General features: G+C 71.6%; 16 protein-coding genes and 1 tRNA gene. 11 read left to right on the top strand and 6 right to left on the bottom strand.

Annotation, left to right across the window (positions count from 1 at the left end; all coding sequences use genetic code 11):
* Positions 1-12 precede the first annotated feature (12 nt).
* Positions 13-85 (top strand) — tRNA-Glu (locus ACF1CT_RS00665).
* A gap of 196 nt (positions 86-281) precedes the next feature.
* Here the strand turns inward: ACF1CT_RS00665 and ndgR are convergent.
* Positions 282-998, bottom strand: a complete 717-nt coding sequence (gene ndgR / locus ACF1CT_RS00660) for an IclR family transcriptional regulator NdgR (RefSeq protein WP_391781560.1) — start codon at positions 996-998, stop codon at positions 282-284.
* Between the two features lie 174 nt (positions 999-1172).
* Between ndgR and leuC the strand changes: the two genes are divergently transcribed.
* The 4 genes from leuC (at position 1173) to ACF1CT_RS00640 (ending at position 4292) form a co-directional block, all read left to right on the top strand.
* The gene (gene leuC / locus ACF1CT_RS00655) at positions 1173-2603 is read left to right on the top strand and encodes a 3-isopropylmalate dehydratase large subunit (RefSeq protein WP_391781559.1); all 1431 of its coding nucleotides are present in this window, start codon (positions 1173-1175) and stop codon (positions 2601-2603) included.
* 5 nt (positions 2604-2608) lie between these two features.
* Positions 2609-3202 (top strand): 3-isopropylmalate dehydratase small subunit, encoded by a 594-nt coding sequence (gene leuD / locus ACF1CT_RS00650; protein WP_391781558.1) that lies wholly within the window; start codon positions 2609-2611, stop codon positions 3200-3202.
* A 104-nt stretch (positions 3203-3306) separates the two neighbouring features.
* Positions 3307-3534, top strand: a complete 228-nt coding sequence (locus ACF1CT_RS00645; protein ID WP_391781557.1) for a hypothetical protein — start codon at positions 3307-3309, stop codon at positions 3532-3534.
* 143 nt (positions 3535-3677) lie between these two features.
* Positions 3678-4292, top strand: a complete 615-nt coding sequence (locus ACF1CT_RS00640) for an HU family DNA-binding protein (RefSeq protein WP_391781556.1) — start codon at positions 3678-3680, stop codon at positions 4290-4292.
* 93 nt (positions 4293-4385) lie between these two features.
* Here the strand turns inward: ACF1CT_RS00640 and ACF1CT_RS00635 are convergent, their stop codons facing one another.
* Positions 4386-4589 carry a hypothetical protein gene (locus ACF1CT_RS00635; RefSeq protein ID WP_391781555.1) on the bottom strand — a complete coding sequence of 68 codons (204 nt, stop codon included), beginning with the start codon at positions 4587-4589 and terminating at the stop codon, positions 4386-4388.
* Between the two features lie 10 nt (positions 4590-4599).
* Positions 4600-5268, bottom strand: a complete 669-nt coding sequence (gene cofC / locus ACF1CT_RS00630; protein ID WP_391782146.1) for a 2-phospho-L-lactate guanylyltransferase — start codon at positions 5266-5268, stop codon at positions 4600-4602.
* 332 nt (positions 5269-5600) lie between these two features.
* On the opposite strand from cofC, the gene ACF1CT_RS00625 reads away from it, so the two are divergent.
* The 3 genes from ACF1CT_RS00625 to ACF1CT_RS00615 all read left to right on the top strand — a co-directional run bounded on the left by ACF1CT_RS00625 (position 5601) and on the right by ACF1CT_RS00615 (position 8623).
* Complete coding sequence (locus ACF1CT_RS00625; protein WP_391781554.1) at positions 5601-6353, top strand: lysophospholipid acyltransferase family protein; 753 nt, start codon at positions 5601-5603, stop codon at positions 6351-6353.
* Positions 6350-7360 carry an NAD(P)H-dependent glycerol-3-phosphate dehydrogenase gene (locus ACF1CT_RS00620; RefSeq protein WP_391781553.1) on the top strand — a complete coding sequence of 337 codons (1011 nt, stop codon included), beginning with the start codon at positions 6350-6352 and terminating at the stop codon, positions 7358-7360. The genes ACF1CT_RS00625 and ACF1CT_RS00620 overlap by 4 nt, the downstream gene beginning before the upstream one ends.
* 105 nt (positions 7361-7465) lie before the next feature.
* Positions 7466-8623: a D-alanine--D-alanine ligase family protein gene (locus ACF1CT_RS00615; protein ID WP_391781552.1), complete on the top strand. Its 1158-nt coding sequence runs from the start codon at positions 7466-7468 to the stop codon at positions 8621-8623.
* 120 nt (positions 8624-8743) lie between these two features.
* Here the strand turns inward: ACF1CT_RS00615 and ACF1CT_RS00610 are convergent, their stop codons facing one another.
* Positions 8744-9232 (bottom strand): DUF3515 domain-containing protein, encoded by a 489-nt coding sequence (locus tag ACF1CT_RS00610; protein WP_391781551.1) that lies wholly within the window; start codon positions 9230-9232, stop codon positions 8744-8746.
* Positions 9233-9252: 20 nt separating this feature from the next.
* Complete coding sequence (locus tag ACF1CT_RS00605; protein WP_391781550.1) at positions 9253-9486, bottom strand: Lrp/AsnC family transcriptional regulator; 234 nt, start codon at positions 9484-9486, stop codon at positions 9253-9255.
* Positions 9487-9786: 300 nt separating this feature from the next.
* Here ACF1CT_RS00605 and ACF1CT_RS00600 point away from each other — a divergent pair, with 300 nt between their 5' ends.
* Both ACF1CT_RS00600 and thiD read left to right on the top strand, forming a co-directional pair.
* On the top strand, positions 9787-10758 hold the full coding sequence (locus tag ACF1CT_RS00600; RefSeq protein WP_391781549.1) for a thiamine-phosphate kinase: 972 nt from the start codon (positions 9787-9789) through the stop codon (positions 10756-10758).
* A gap of 168 nt (positions 10759-10926) precedes the next feature.
* A complete protein-coding gene (gene thiD / locus ACF1CT_RS00595) occupies positions 10927-11730 on the top strand; it encodes a bifunctional hydroxymethylpyrimidine kinase/phosphomethylpyrimidine kinase (protein WP_391781548.1) in 804 nt (267 codons plus the stop codon).
* 170 nt (positions 11731-11900) lie between these two features.
* On the opposite strand, the gene rpmB is transcribed toward thiD, so the two are convergent.
* Positions 11901-12086, bottom strand: coding sequence for a 50S ribosomal protein L28 (gene rpmB, locus ACF1CT_RS00590; RefSeq protein WP_030928661.1), 186 nt, complete (start codon positions 12084-12086; stop codon positions 11901-11903).
* A 258-nt stretch (positions 12087-12344) separates the two neighbouring features.
* Between rpmB and ACF1CT_RS00585 the strand changes: the two genes are divergently transcribed.
* Complete coding sequence (locus ACF1CT_RS00585; RefSeq protein ID WP_391781547.1) at positions 12345-13967, top strand: DAK2 domain-containing protein; 1623 nt, start codon at positions 12345-12347, stop codon at positions 13965-13967.
* Positions 13968-13986: the final 19 nt, after the last annotated feature.

Below are 13986 nucleotides of genomic sequence, written 5' to 3'. Positions count from 1 at the left end.
CAGTAGGAACAAGCCCCCGTTGTGTAGCGGCCTAGCACGCTGCCCTCTCACGGCAGTAGCGCCGGTTCGAATCCGGTCGGGGGTACAACAGCAGGAAAGAGAAGGGCCCTTCACTTCGGTGGAGGGCCCTTCCGCATGACCGTGGAGGCGCGCTCCGGCGCGAAGGTGCTTCTGGGTCCCGGGATACGTCGCCCCGTCATGTCCGGGGTCCGCAGCGGGACTTGCGGGATGTGCGGGGGCCGCCACGACGCTGGGGCGGCCGGGGGAGGGTTGAACGGGGCTCAGCCGTTGCGGCGCAGGGCCTCGCTGAGCCGGGCCGCCGAATCGATGACGGCCTGGGCGTGCATCCGGCCGGGGTGCCGGGTCAGCCGCTCGATGGGTCCGGAGACCGAGACGGCCGCGACCACCCGGTTCGAGGGGCCGCGCACCGGCGCCGAGACCGAGGCCACACCGGGCTCGCGCTCGCCGATCGACTGGGCCCAGCCCCTGCGCCGGACACCCGAGAGCGCCGTCGCCGTGAAGCGGGCTCCCTGGAGACCGCGGTGCAGGCGCTCCGGCTCCTCCCAGGCCATCAGGATCTGGGCCGACGAGCCCGCCTTCATGGTGAGTGTGGAGCCGACCGGCACGGTGTCCCGCAGGCCGGACAGCCGCTCCGCCGCCGCCACACAGATCCGCATGTCGCCCTGGCGCCGGTACAGCTGGGCGCTCTCGCCCGTGATGTCGCGCAGGTGGGTGAGCACCGGTCCCGCCGTCGCCAGCAGGCGGTCCTCGCCCGCCGCGGCCGCGAGCTCCGCCAGCCGAGGGCCCAGAATGAAACGGCCCTGCATGTCCCTCGCCACCATCCGGTGGTGTTCCAGTGCCACGGCCAGCCGATGGGCCGTGGGTCGTGCGAGCCCGGTCGCCGCGACCAGCCCGGCGAGGGTGGCCGGACCGGACTCCAGGGCGCTCAATATCAGAGCCGCCTTGTCGAGAACGCCGACGCCGCTAGAGTTGTCCATACGACGATACTCCCGTCTCACTCTGTGAAACGCAAGTTCAATTCTCGGCGGAAGTTGCGAACCTGTACGAGCGGCCGTACAACGGCCCGCAGCCACCGCCCCGCTCGGGGGTCCGGGCGGCGGCGCACCGAATCTCTAGTTGGGCCGGCGAAGACGCCGGCCGGAGGGAAAGCGATGGGTAGGACACTCGCGGAGAAGGTCTGGGACGACCACGTCGTCCGGCGCGCCGAGGGCGAGCCCGACCTTCTCTTCATCGATCTGCACCTGCTGCACGAGGTGACCAGTCCCCAGGCCTTCGACGGCCTCAGGCAGGCCGACCGCCGAGTCCGGCGCCTCGACCTCACCATCGCCACCGAGGACCACAACACCCCGACCCTCGACATCGACAAGCCGATCGCCGACCCGGTCTCGCGTGCCCAGCTGGAGACGCTGCGCAAGAACTGCGCGGAGTTCGGGGTGCGGCTGCACCCGCTGGGCGACGTCGAGCAGGGCGTCGTGCACGTGGTCGGCCCGCAGCTGGGTCTGACCCAGCCCGGCACCACGGTCGTCTGCGGCGACTCCCACACCTCCACGCACGGCGCCTTCGGCGCGTTGGCGTTCGGCATCGGCACCAGCCAGGTCGAGCACGTCCTGGCCACCCAGACGCTGCCCCTGGTCCGCCCGAAGACCATGGCCATCACCATCGACGGCGAACTGCCCGACGGTGTCACCGCCAAGGACCTGATCCTCGCGATCATCGCCCGGATCGGCACCGGCGGCGGCCAGGGCTACGTCCTCGAATACCGCGGCCCGGCCATCGAGAAGCTCTCGATGGAAGCCCGGATGACCATCTGCAACATGTCGATCGAGGCAGGCGCCCGGGCCGGCATGATCGCCCCGGACGAGACGACCTTCGCCTATCTGAAGGGCCGCGACCACGCCCCGCAGGGCGAGGACTGGGACGCCGCCGTCGCGTACTGGAAGACGCTGCGCACCGACGACGACGCGGTCTTCGACGCCGAGGTCGTCATCGACGCCGCCGGGCTCGCCCCGTTCGTCACCTGGGGCACCAACCCCGGCCAGGGCGCGCCGCTGTCGGCCAACGTCCCCGACCCGGCTTCGTACGAGGACGCCTCGGAGCGCAGCGCCGCCGAAAAGGCTCTGGAATACATGGGGTTGACCGCCGGACAGCCGCTGCGCGACATCAACGTGGACACCGTGTTCGTAGGTTCCTGCACCAACGGGCGGATCGAGGACCTGCGCGGCGCGGCCGAGATCCTGGGCGGTCGCAAAGTCGCCGACGGGGTACGCATGCTGGTCGTCCCGGGCTCCGTCCGGGTCGCGCTCCAGGCGGTCGAGGAGGGCCTGGACAAGGTCTTCACCGCCGCGGGCGCCGAATGGCGGCACGCCGGCTGCTCGATGTGTCTCGGCATGAACCCCGACCAGCTGGCCCCCGGCGAGCGCTCCGCCTCCACCTCGAACCGCAACTTCGAGGGCCGGCAGGGCAAGGGCGGCCGTACCCACCTGGTCTCCCCGCAGGTCGCCGCCGCCACCGCCGTGCTGGGCCACCTGGCCTCGCCCGCCGACCTGTCCGACGCCGACGTCCGCACGCCCGCTGGAGTCTAGGAACCATGGAAGCCTTCACCACACACACCGGTCGGGCCGTCCCGCTGCGCCGCAGCAACGTCGACACCGACCAGATCATTCCCGCCCACTGGCTGAAGAAGGTCACCCGCGACGGCTTCGAGGACGGACTCTTCGAGGCCTGGCGCAAGGACGAGGACTTCGTTCTCAACCGTCCCGAGCGCAGCGGTGCGTCGGTGCTGGTGGCCGGTCCCGACTTCGGTACCGGGTCGTCCCGCGAACACGCCGTGTGGGCACTGCAGAACTACGGCTTCAAGGCCGTCGTCTCCTCCCGTTTCGCCGACATCTTCCGCGGCAACTCGCTGAAGAACGGGCTGTTGACCGTCGTGCTCGACCAGCGGACCGTGGACGCGCTCTGGGAGCTGACCGAGGCCGACCCGACGGCCGAGATCACCGTCGACCTGGAGGACCGCCAGGTCCGCGCCGAGGGCATCACGGCCGACTTCGAGCTCGACGAGAACGCCCGCTGGCGCCTGCTGAACGGGCTGGACGACATCAGTCTCACCCTTCAGAACGAAGCGGACATCGCGGCCTACGAGGCGGCCCGGCCGACCTTCAAGCCCCGTACAATTAACGCCTGAGCAGCGCGTTTCCAGGACTGCGCCCCCTGCCTTCTGGTAGGGGGCGCAGTCGCTTGTTGAGACCCCGTCGGGCGACAACTCGCCTCAGATGGCACAATCGGCGCATGGAACGCGACAGCCAACTCAAGCTTTACGGCCAAGTCGCCGACCGATTGAAGGAAGCGCACACAAGAGTGCGCGCACTGCAAGTCCCGGAGGGCGTACGGATGGCGCTGTCCCGGAAGCTGTTGGTCATCACGGCCGCGGCTAAGCACGATCTCCCGGATGCGGCAAGGCGTCTGGACCGGTTGATGAAGGACCTCGATGAGGGCCGATTCCCCGAAGGTGAGTGACGCTGCGGAACTGCGCAGCGGTCGACTTCGTTGCGGCACTAGGGTGATTAGCCCGTTTCGTGTTTGATTTGCGGTATATATCTGCCTAACGTGCGAAAACGCTTGAACACTTTCGTTCTGGCAATGTCTCCGAAGGGGAAGACGTGAACAAGGCGCAGCTCGTAGAAGCGATTGCCGACAAGCTCGGCGGCCGTCAGCAGGCCGCAGACGCCGTCGACGCGGTGCTCGACGCGATCGTCCGTGCGGTCGTCGCCGGGGACCGTGTCTCGGTCACCGGCTTCGGCTCGTTCGAGAAGGTCGACCGTCCGGCCCGTTACGCCCGCAACCCGCAGACGGGTGAGCGCGTGCGGGTCAAGAAGACCTCGGTGCCGCGCTTCCGCGCGGGACAGGGGTTCAAGGACCTGGTGAGCGGCTCGAAGAAGCTCCCCAAGCATGACGTGGCGGTGAAGAAGGCGCCCAAGGGCAGCCTGTCGGGCGGTGCTTCCACCCGTACGACGGCCAAGGCCGCCGCCAAGAAGGCCACCGCGAAGAAGGCCGTGGCGAAGAAGACCACCGCCAGGAAGACGACCGCCGCGAAGAAGACCACGGCGGCGGCCAAGAAGACGACGGCGACGAAGAAGACCGCGGCCGCGGCGAAGAAGGCGACGGCCGCCAAGAAGACCGCGCCGGCCAAGAAGGCCGTGGCGAAGAAGGCGCCCGCCAAGAAGACCACGGCGCGCAAGACCACGGCGAAGAAGACCACCGCACGGAAGAAGTGAGGCCGGGCAGTACAGAGCCGCTCACACGCGCCGGGCCGGGCTCCCCTCGGGGAGCCCGGCCCGCGGGCTGTCGTACGGGCGGAGCCCGGCCGTTCAGAACGTCTGCAGCGTCACCAGGGTGATCCGGAGCCCCGCGCCCTCGCCGCTGCCCTCGATCCGCACCCGTTGCCCCGGACGCAGCAGCCGCAGGCCGCCCGCGTCGAAGGCCGGGGCGTCGAACTCCACCGGGGTGCCGTCGTCGAGCAGCACACTGCCGGTGCGGGTCTCGGGGTCGTACGTGTACGCGGTCGCCTGCATGGACGGCAGCCTATCGGTCCGCCCGGGCGGCCCCGGCCGGCCACCGCCGGGCCGTGTGCGGGCCCACGCCGAGGCCGAGAGCCGCCCGCAGGTCCTCGCCGGTGTCCACGTCCTGGCGGACCGAGTCGATGCCGGACAGGGTGATTTCCGCCGCGCCGGAGCCGAGGTGCCGGGCACGGGAAGGGCCGCCGAATAGCGGACGCAATTCGGCCCCGGGTGCGGCCGACAGAAATGTCGTCCCTATTCCCGCCGCATCGGTGACAAATGCGCGAGGAAATGCTGCGGAGAATTCGAGCGTCCGGGTCAATTCCGCGGGGCGCAGTGCCGGCAGGTCCGCGTTGAGCGCGGCGAGCGCGGCCCGGGGCCGTCGGAGCCGTACCGCCCGCGCACCGTGCGCCAGGGCGGCGTTGAGCCCCCGGTCCGGTTCGTCGGGAACGATCCTGGCGCCGAGCGCCCCGAGCGCGGCCCCGGCCCGAGGATCGTCCGTGACGACCACCACATCCCGCACCGCCGGGGAGGAGAGGGCGGCGGCCACCGTGTCCTCGGCGAACGCGAGGGCGAGACGGGGGCGCAGCGCTTCGCCCGCCGCGGGCGTCAGCCTGCTCTTGGCCCGCGCCAAGGGCTTCAACGGGACGACCAGGGTCCAGGGACCGGTGGCCGGGTCGGTGTTCGTGGCGATCTCCCCCTCGCTGGATGTCGCCGCCCATTCTCGCCCGCCGGTGCGAGAACCCGTGGGGTCGGTCCGGAAAGCGGGGCGTACGGTGTTCTCGACAGAGCAGGGGCCTGGGGCGAGACTTGACCGTCTGTAGCCAAGGGCTGTCCCGTAATCCATGGTGGATCAGTGCGCGGCGGCGGATGCGGTGCATCGCAACGCGGAGGGACGTCCGCATACTGGATGTATGCGGACGTTCCGACAACGCCGCGAGGCTGCCGTGGCCGTCGTCGTACGCCCGCCAGGGATTGCGGGACAGCCCTCAGGCAGCGTTCAGGTCCTTAGAGGAAGGTGTCCGAGTGTCCCGCCGCAGAATCGGCTTCTGGTATCGCCTGGCGGCGGTCATCGCAAAACCGCCGCTGGTGGTTCTGTTCAAGCGTGACTGGCGGGGAATGGAGCACATTCCGGCTGACGGCGGATTCATCACTGCGGTCAACCACAACTCGTATCTGGACCCGCTCTCCTACGCCCATTACCAGTACAACACCGGGCGCGTGCCGCGGCTCCTGGCCAAGGCCGGCCTGTTCAAGGCCCCGTTCGTCGGCATGATGCTGCGCGGCACCGGCCAGATCCCGGTGTACCGCGAGACGACCAACGCGCTGGACGCCTTCCGGGCCGCCGTCGACGCCATCGAACGCGGTGAGTGCGTCGCCTTCTACCCCGAGGGCACCCTCACCCGGGACCCCGACATGTGGCCGATGGCCGGCAAGACCGGTGCGGCCCGGGTCGCGCTGCTCACGAAGGTCCCGGTCATCCCGGTCGCCCAGTGGGGTGCCAACCTCGCGATGCCGCCGTACGCCAGGACGAAGAAGCTCCGGCTCTTCCCCCGCAAGACCCTGCGCGTACAGGCCGGGCCGCCCGTCGACCTCTCCCGGTTCTACGACAAGCAGCCGACGCCGGAGGTCCTGCGCGAGGCGACCGAGGTCATCATGGCCGCGGTGACCGAGCAGCTGGAGATCGTACGGGGCGAGAAGGCCCCCGCAGAGCCGTACGATCACCGCAGAGCCCGTGCGGAACAGCGCCGCAGGGCCGAAGGGAAGGGACCCAAGTGACGCACCCCGCAAAGGCGGCCGTCTTCGGTACGGGCTCATGGGGTACGGCCTTCGGCATGGTGCTCGCCGACGCGGGCTGCGACGTCACCCTGTGGGGCCGTCGGGCCGAGGTCGCCGAGGCCGTCAACACGACCCGGACCAACCCGGACTACCTCCCCGGAATCGAACTCCCCGCGTCGGTCCGGGCCACCACCGACGCGGCCGAGGCCCTGGACGGCGCCGACTTCGCCGTGCTCGTGGTGCCTTCGCAGACCCTGCGCGCCAACCTCGCGGACTGGACCCCGCACCTGGGTTCCGAGACCGTTCTGGTCTCGATGATGAAGGGGGTCGAACTCGGCACCGCGAAGCTGATGAGCGAGGTCGTCCAGGACGTCACCCGGGTCCCCGCGGACCGCGTCGCCGTCATCACCGGTCCCAACCTCGCCAAGGAGATCGCCGAACGCCGGCCCGCCGCGGCCGTCGTCGCGAGCAGCGACGAGTCCGTGGCCCGGCGCCTCCAGGCCGCCTGCCACACCTCGTACTTCCGCCCCTACACCGTCACCGACGTGGTCGGCTGCGAACTCGGCGGCGCGGTCAAGAACGTCATCGGTCTCGCCGTGGGCATCGCGGACGGCATGGGTCTCGGCGACAACGCCAAGGGCTCGCTGATCACCCGCGGCCTGGCCGAGACGACCAGGCTCGGACTCGCCATGGGGGCCGACCCGCTGACCTTCTCCGGACTCGCGGGCCTCGGCGACCTGGTGGCGACCTGCTCCTCGCCGCTCTCGCGCAACCACACCTTCGGCGCCAACCTCGGCCGCGGCATGACCCTCCAGGAGACGATCGCGGTCACCAGGCAGACCGCCGAGGGCGTCAAGTCCTGCGAATCGGTGCTCGATCTGGCGCGGCGGCACGGCGTCGACATGCCGATCACCGAGACGGTCGTCGGGATCGTCCACGGCGGCAAACCGCCGATGGTCGCGCTGGCGGAGCTGATGTCGCGCAGCACGAAGCCCGAACGGCGCTGACCACGGGCGCGGGGCCACCCGGGGCGGTGAACGTACGCGGACACCGCCCCGGGCGGCCCCGGCCGCGCTGACGCACCGGATACCAGCAGGTACGCTCAACGCGATATGAGCAGCGAGAACCTCCCCCAGAGCCCGGAGCGGCAGCTCCGCAAGCCGCGCGTGGCCGTCGTGTTCGGCGGCCGCAGCTCCGAACACGGCATCTCGGTCGTCACCGCCGGCGCCGTCCTGAACGCCATCGACCGCAGCGTGTACGACGTCCTGCCGATCGGTATCACGACGGACGGCCGTTGGGCGCTCACCGCCGACGAGCCCGAACGCATGGCCATCACGGACCGCGGGATGCCGGACGTGACCGAGCTCGCCGAGTCCACCGAGGGCGGCGTGGTGCTCTCCGTCGACCCCGGCAGCCGCGAAGTGACGTACAGCGAGCCCGGCTCGGTGCCCAAGGCGCTCGGCGAGGTCGACGTCGTCTTCCCCGTGCTGCACGGTCCGTACGGCGAGGACGGCACCCTCCAGGGGCTGCTGGAGCTCTCCGGCGTGCCGTACGTCGGTGCCGGGGTGCTCGCCTCGGCGGTCGGCCAGGACAAGGAGTACATGAAGCGGGTCTTCACCTCCTTCGGGCTGCCGGTCGGCCCGTATCTGGTGGTGCGTCCCCGCGAGTGGGACGCGGACGCCTCCGCCGTCCGCAAGCGCATCGTGGACTTCGCCGGGGACCACGGCTGGCCGCTCTTCGTGAAGCCCGCCCGGGCCGGTTCGTCCTTCGGCATCACCAAGGTCGACGATCTGTCCGGTCTCGACGAGGCGATCGAGGAGGCCCGCCGCCACGACCCGAAGTTCCTCGTCGAGTCGCTGCTGCGGGGCCGCGAGATCGAGTGCGGGGTGCTGGAGTTCGAGGACGGGCCGCGCGCCAGCGTGCCCGCCGAGATCCCGCCGGTGACCTCGCACGACTTCTACGACTTCGAGGCGAAGTACATCGACTCGGCGCCCGGGATCGTGCCTGCCCCGCTCACCGAGGAGCAGACGGCCGAGGTGCAGCGGCTGGCCGTCGAGGCCTTCGAGGCCACGTCCTGCGAGGGCCTGGTGCGTGCCGACTTCTTCCTCGCCGAGGACGGCACCTTCGTGATCAACGAGATCAACACCCTGCCGGGCTTCACCCCGATCTCCATGTACCCGCGGATGTGGCAGGAGAGCGGTGTGAGCTACCCGGAGCTGGTGGACCGGCTGATCCAGGCCGCGCTGAACCGGCCGACCGGCCTTCGCTGAGCGCCCGGCGGGCGGCCTCCGACCGCCCGATCGGACATCATCCGCAGGGCTTCGGGGCCGTCCCGTACGAAGACAGGGCGTGTGCTTCCACCGGGGGAGCGCACGCCCTGCCCCGCGTCCTCACAGACTGGGCGGCACCGTCCCGGCGACGGGCCGGGCGAACGCGGCCAACGGGCTCACGTCATGCGTGTAGGACGGGGAGAGGCTGACCTCGACGTACGCCTTGCGGAAGGTCGTCGTGAAGCGCGGGGCGCCGTCGTCCGACTGCTCCAGCATCCACTCGACGCCGTCCGCGTCCACGGCCTTCGAATCGGGGTCGTCCATCTTCACGGGCCGGGGCACGCCGCAGCGCAGTACGATTTCCCCGTCCCCCCAGGCGGCGGTCAGCTCGGACTCCGGCGCGGTGTCACCGCGGTCGAGTCCGGCAACGGTCCCCGGCAGTTCCTTGTGCAGTGCGCGGCAGTACGCCGCGGCCTGCGCGGACGGCGTGGGAACCGTGATCGACGGTGCCTCGTCCGTCGCGGAACAGCCCGCCGCGGCCAGCAGCAGTGCGGCGACGGACGGACCGAGAAGCACGGGAAGGCCGAACCGGCGGCGTGATGATGTCACCGGCCCAGCGTAGACGGGGACTACAGATGGACGACCGGGCAGGTCAGGGTTCTGGTGATGCCTTCCACCTGCTGGACCTTGGCGACCACCATGCGGCCGAGTTCGTCGACCGTGTCCGCCTGGGCGCGCACGATCACGTCGTAGGGGCCGGTGACGTCCTCCGCCTGAACCACTCCCGGAACACTGGAGATGGTCGCGGCGACGGTCGACGCCTTGCCCACCTCGGTCTGAATGAGGATGTACGCCTGTACCACGGAACCTCCAGGACGGCCACGAGGATCATGTGGGGGAAAGGGACGCCACGGTATCGCGTCGCCGCGGGCCGCGGGGAGACCCGAGGCCCGTTGCCGCCCACAGCGTGGCGTGCGCACGAGGCAAGTTGACGTATCTCTTGACAGTACCGACAGCAGTGACGGCCCGCGACCGCACACGCGGTGGTGCGTGGGGACGGCGCAGACCGCTCCCCGCGGCGGCGGCCGGTCCACGAACCGGACCCCGCGCCGTCGAGGCGGCCCGGACGACCGTCCGGCGCGACAGATGAGAGGTGAGACTCGGTGAAGGGAACCGTGGGCGAGTTGGGGGAGTTCGGGCTCATCAGGGAGTTGACGTCCCGGCTCACCACCACTCCGGCGGTACGGCTCGGCCCCGGCGACGACGCCGCGGTCGTCTCCGCTCCCGACCGCAGGGTCGTGGCCAGCACGGACATCCTGCTGGAGGGGCGGCACTTCCGCCGCGACTGGTCGACCGCGTACGACGTCGGCCGCAAGGCCGCCGCCCAGAACCTCGCCGACATCGCCGCCATGGGCGCCGTGCCCACCGCGCTGCTGCTCGGGCTGGTGGTCCCGGCCGAGCTCCCGGTCACCTGGGCCGGGGAGTTGATGGACGGACTGCGCGACGAGTGCCAGGTCGCCGGCGCGGCCGTGGTCGGCGGGGACGTGGTGCGCGGCGAGACGATCACCGTCTCGATCACCGCGCTCGGCGACCTGCGCAACCACGAACCGGTCACCCGCTCCGGAGCCCGGCCCGGCGACGTCGTCGCCGTGACCGGCTGGCTCGGCTGGTCCGCCGCCGGCTACGCGGTGCTCTCCCGCGGATTCCGCTCGCCGCGCGCCTTCGTCGAGGCCCACCGGCGCCCCGAACCGCCGTACCACGCGGGCCCCGCCGCCGCCGGGCTCGGCGCCACCGCGATGACCGACGTGAGCGACGGGCTGGTGGCCGACCTCGGGCACATCGCCGAAGCCAGCAACGTCCGGATCGACCTGCGCTCGGGGCTCATCGACATCCCCTCGCAGATGTCCGACATCGGCCAGGCCGTCGGCGTGGACCCGCTCCAGTGGGTACTGACCGGGGGAGAGGACCACGCGATCGTCGCCGTCTTCCCGTCCGACGTGAAACTGCCCGCCCGCTGGAAGGTGATCGGCGAGGTCCTCAACCCCTCGGCGCTGCCCCAGGTCACGGTCGACGGGGCGCCCTGGACCAGCACGAGCGGCTGGGACCACTTCGGAGGCATAGAAGACGCCCAGTGAAGCCTGTTCCGAAAGTCGCGTCGTCCGCCCGAAGGGCGGGCGGGACTTCCGGAACACGCTCTGGCCCGGGCGCGGAGGACATGCGGCCGTCGGGGCACGGACGGAGCCCGGCACGAGAACACGTGCCCGGCGACCGGGGCACACCGGCCGCCCAGTAGATTCGGGGGCATGCCGACAGCCGCTGCCGTGCCCGCCCGTGTGCTCACCGTCGCCGGATCCGATTCCGGCGGCGGCGCGGGCATCCAGGCCGACCTGAAGACGATGCTGGCGTTCGGCGTGCACGGGATGAGCGTGCTGACCGCCGTCACCGCCCAGAACTCGCTGGGGGTGAGAGGCGCCTGGGACCTGCCGGTCGAGGCCGTGCGCGCCCAGTACCGGGCCGTGGCCGACGACATCGGAGTGCAGGCGGTGAAGACCGGCATGCTGTCGTCCGCCGTCCTCGTGGAGACCGTGGCCGAACTCCTCACCGGCACCGACGCCCCGGTCGTCGTCGACCCGGTCGGGGTCTCCAAGCACGGCGATCCACTGCTCGCCGCCGAAGCGCTCGACTCGGTACGGACGCGACTGCTGCCCGTCGCCACCGTCGCCACCCCGAACCTGGACGAAGTGGCGCAGCTCACCGGGGAGGGAGCCACGGACGAGCCCGGGATGCGCAGAGCCGCCGCCGCGATGCTCGGCTTCGGGCCGCGGTGGGTCGTCATCAAGGGCGGGCACCTGCCGGGCGACCCCGTCGATCTGCTCACGGACGGCGACGAGGAGCACTGGCTGCGCGCACCGCGGCACGACAACCGGCACACCCACGGCACCGGCTGCACCCTCGCCTCGGCGATCGCCTGCGGGCTGGCCCTGGGACAGGACGTGCCCACGGCGGTACGGGAGGCCAAGACCTACGTCACCGGGGCGATCGCGGCGGGCTTCCCGCTGGGCGCCGGAATCGGGCCGGTCGACCACGGCTGGCGGGGACGCGGCTGACGGCCTCGCCCACGACCGGAGGGAGTGCGCCGGCCGTACCGGGAGCCGTCCGACCGAGCGCTCCGTGCGCACACCGCGGACGGACACGGAGAAAACGCACAACAAAAAGCCGGTCCACCGAGATGGACCGGCTTTTCGGGCAACCGGAAGGCTGCGCTACGACGGGAACGTCAGCGCGCGACCTTGCCGGCCTTGATGCACGAGGTGCAGACGTTGAGCCGCTTCGGCGTCCGACCGACCACGGCACGCACGCGCTGGATGTTGGGGTTCCAGCGACGGGACGTACGGCGGTGCGAGTGCGAAATGTTGTTGCCGAAGCCCGGCCCCTTGCCGCAGACGTCGCAGTTGGCAGCCACGGGTCACTCCAAAGACTTCAGATGCACTTACAGTGAATTCCGGTGCGCCGGAATCATTTGACTGAAGTGGCGTACCGGAGGAATGGCCCGACTCTCATCGGGCAACCGAAGCAGCATACAACGGCTGCGTCGGTAGAACGAAACTACCACGGCTTCGGCCGCCCCCGTCCCGCCCCTGTCCCCGCGGGACCCGGCGCACGGGGACTACTCTGCGGTGCAGCCGACCACGCCCGGCCGATCTCCGAGGAGGAACGACAGGTGCCGCAGCCCGCCGACGACATGGACGCCGTCGCGGTGCGCACCTGGTGCTCGCTGGCCCTGGACGCGCTGGGCCGGGAGCGGGCGGCGATCGACGCGATCAACGTGTATCCCGTCGCCGACGGGGACACCGGGACGAACCTCTATCTGACCGTGGAGTCCGCGGCCCAGGCCGTCGAAGCGGTCTTCGCCGCCCACGAGACCGGCCCGACCGCGCCCGCCGCCGCCGACGCGGTACGGGCCATGGCGCACGGCGCGCTCATCGGCGCCCGCGGCAACTCCGGCACGATCCTTGCCCAGTTGCTGCGCGGCATGGCCGGGGTGCTGGCCGACGGACACGGCGCGGACCAACTGCGCCGGGCCCTGACCGCCGCTGCCGCCGCGGCCCGGCGGGCCGTCGCCCACCCCGTCGAGGGCACCGTGCTCACGGTGGCCGCCGCTGCCGCCGAGGCCGCCGCGCACACCGCGGACGACGCCGGGCCCGCGGCGGTCGCGCAGGCGGCGTACCGCGGGGCGCTGGCAGCCCTGGCCGCGACACCCGGACAGCTCGCGGTGCTCGGCCGGGCGGGCGTCGTGGACGCCGGGGGACAGGGCCTGGTGACCGTGCTCGGGGCGCTCGTCGAGGCGCTCTCCGGCCGGGCGCCCGCGCCCGCGCACCCGGCGGGGCGGGCGGCCCCCCTGCCGGTCGCCCCGGTGCCGGAGGACTGCGCGACGGGCGGACCGGCCTTCGAGGTCATCTACCTGCTGGAGGCCGACGACGACGCCGTGGACCGGCTGCGCGCCCGGCTCGACCGGCTCGGCGACTCGCTGGTCGTGGTGGGCGGCGACGGGCTGTGGAACGTCCACGTCCACGTCGACGACGCGGGCGCCGCGGTCGAGGCGGGCGTCGAGGCGGGACGGCCGTACCGCATCCGGATCACCCACTTCGGCACCGACCGGGTGCCGTCCCGCGCCGAACCCGCGCAGCGCGCGGTCGTGGTGGTGGTGCCCGGCGACGGGCTGCGCGGCCTGTGCGAGGAGGCCGGGGCGACCACGGTCCTGGCGCGCCCCGGCGAGCCGCCCGCCAGCGGCGAGATCGTCGACGCGATCCGTCGGGCCCACGCCCGTGAGGTCGTCCTCCTGCCGAACGACGCCGAGTTGCGGCACACCGCCGCGGCCGCCGCCGAACAGGCCCGCGCGGAAGGGGTCCGGGTCGCCCTGGTCCCGACCCGGGCCGCCGTGCAGGGCGTCGCCGCCCTCGCCGTCCACGAGCCCGGCCGCAGCTTCGACGAGGACGTGGTGGCGATGACCGCCGCGGCCGGTGCCACCCGCTACGCCGAACTCGCCGTCGCCGAGCGGCAGTCGTGGACCATGGCGGGTATCTGCCAGGCCGGGGACGTGCTGGGCCTGATCGACGGCGACGTCGCGGTCATCGGCCGGGACGTGCCGGGAACGGCGCGCGACGTGCTCGACCGGATGCTGGCGGCGGGCGGCGAGCTGGTCACCCTGGTCCTCGGCGAGGACGTCCCGGACAGCCTGGCCGACGCGCTGGAGGAGCACGTCCGCGAGGGATACCTCGCCGTCGACACGGTGGTGTACCGGGGCGGCCACCAGCGCGCGCCGCTGCTGATCGGGGTGGAGTAGGGCGGCGCGGACGGCGCCC

The sequence above is a fragment of the Streptomyces sp. NPDC014734 genome, from assembly GCF_043083325.1.
Taxonomy (GTDB): domain Bacteria; phylum Actinomycetota; class Actinomycetes; order Streptomycetales; family Streptomycetaceae; genus Streptomyces.
Note: the sequence above shows the minus strand (reverse complement) of the source record. Positions and strands in the feature narration are given on the sequence as shown.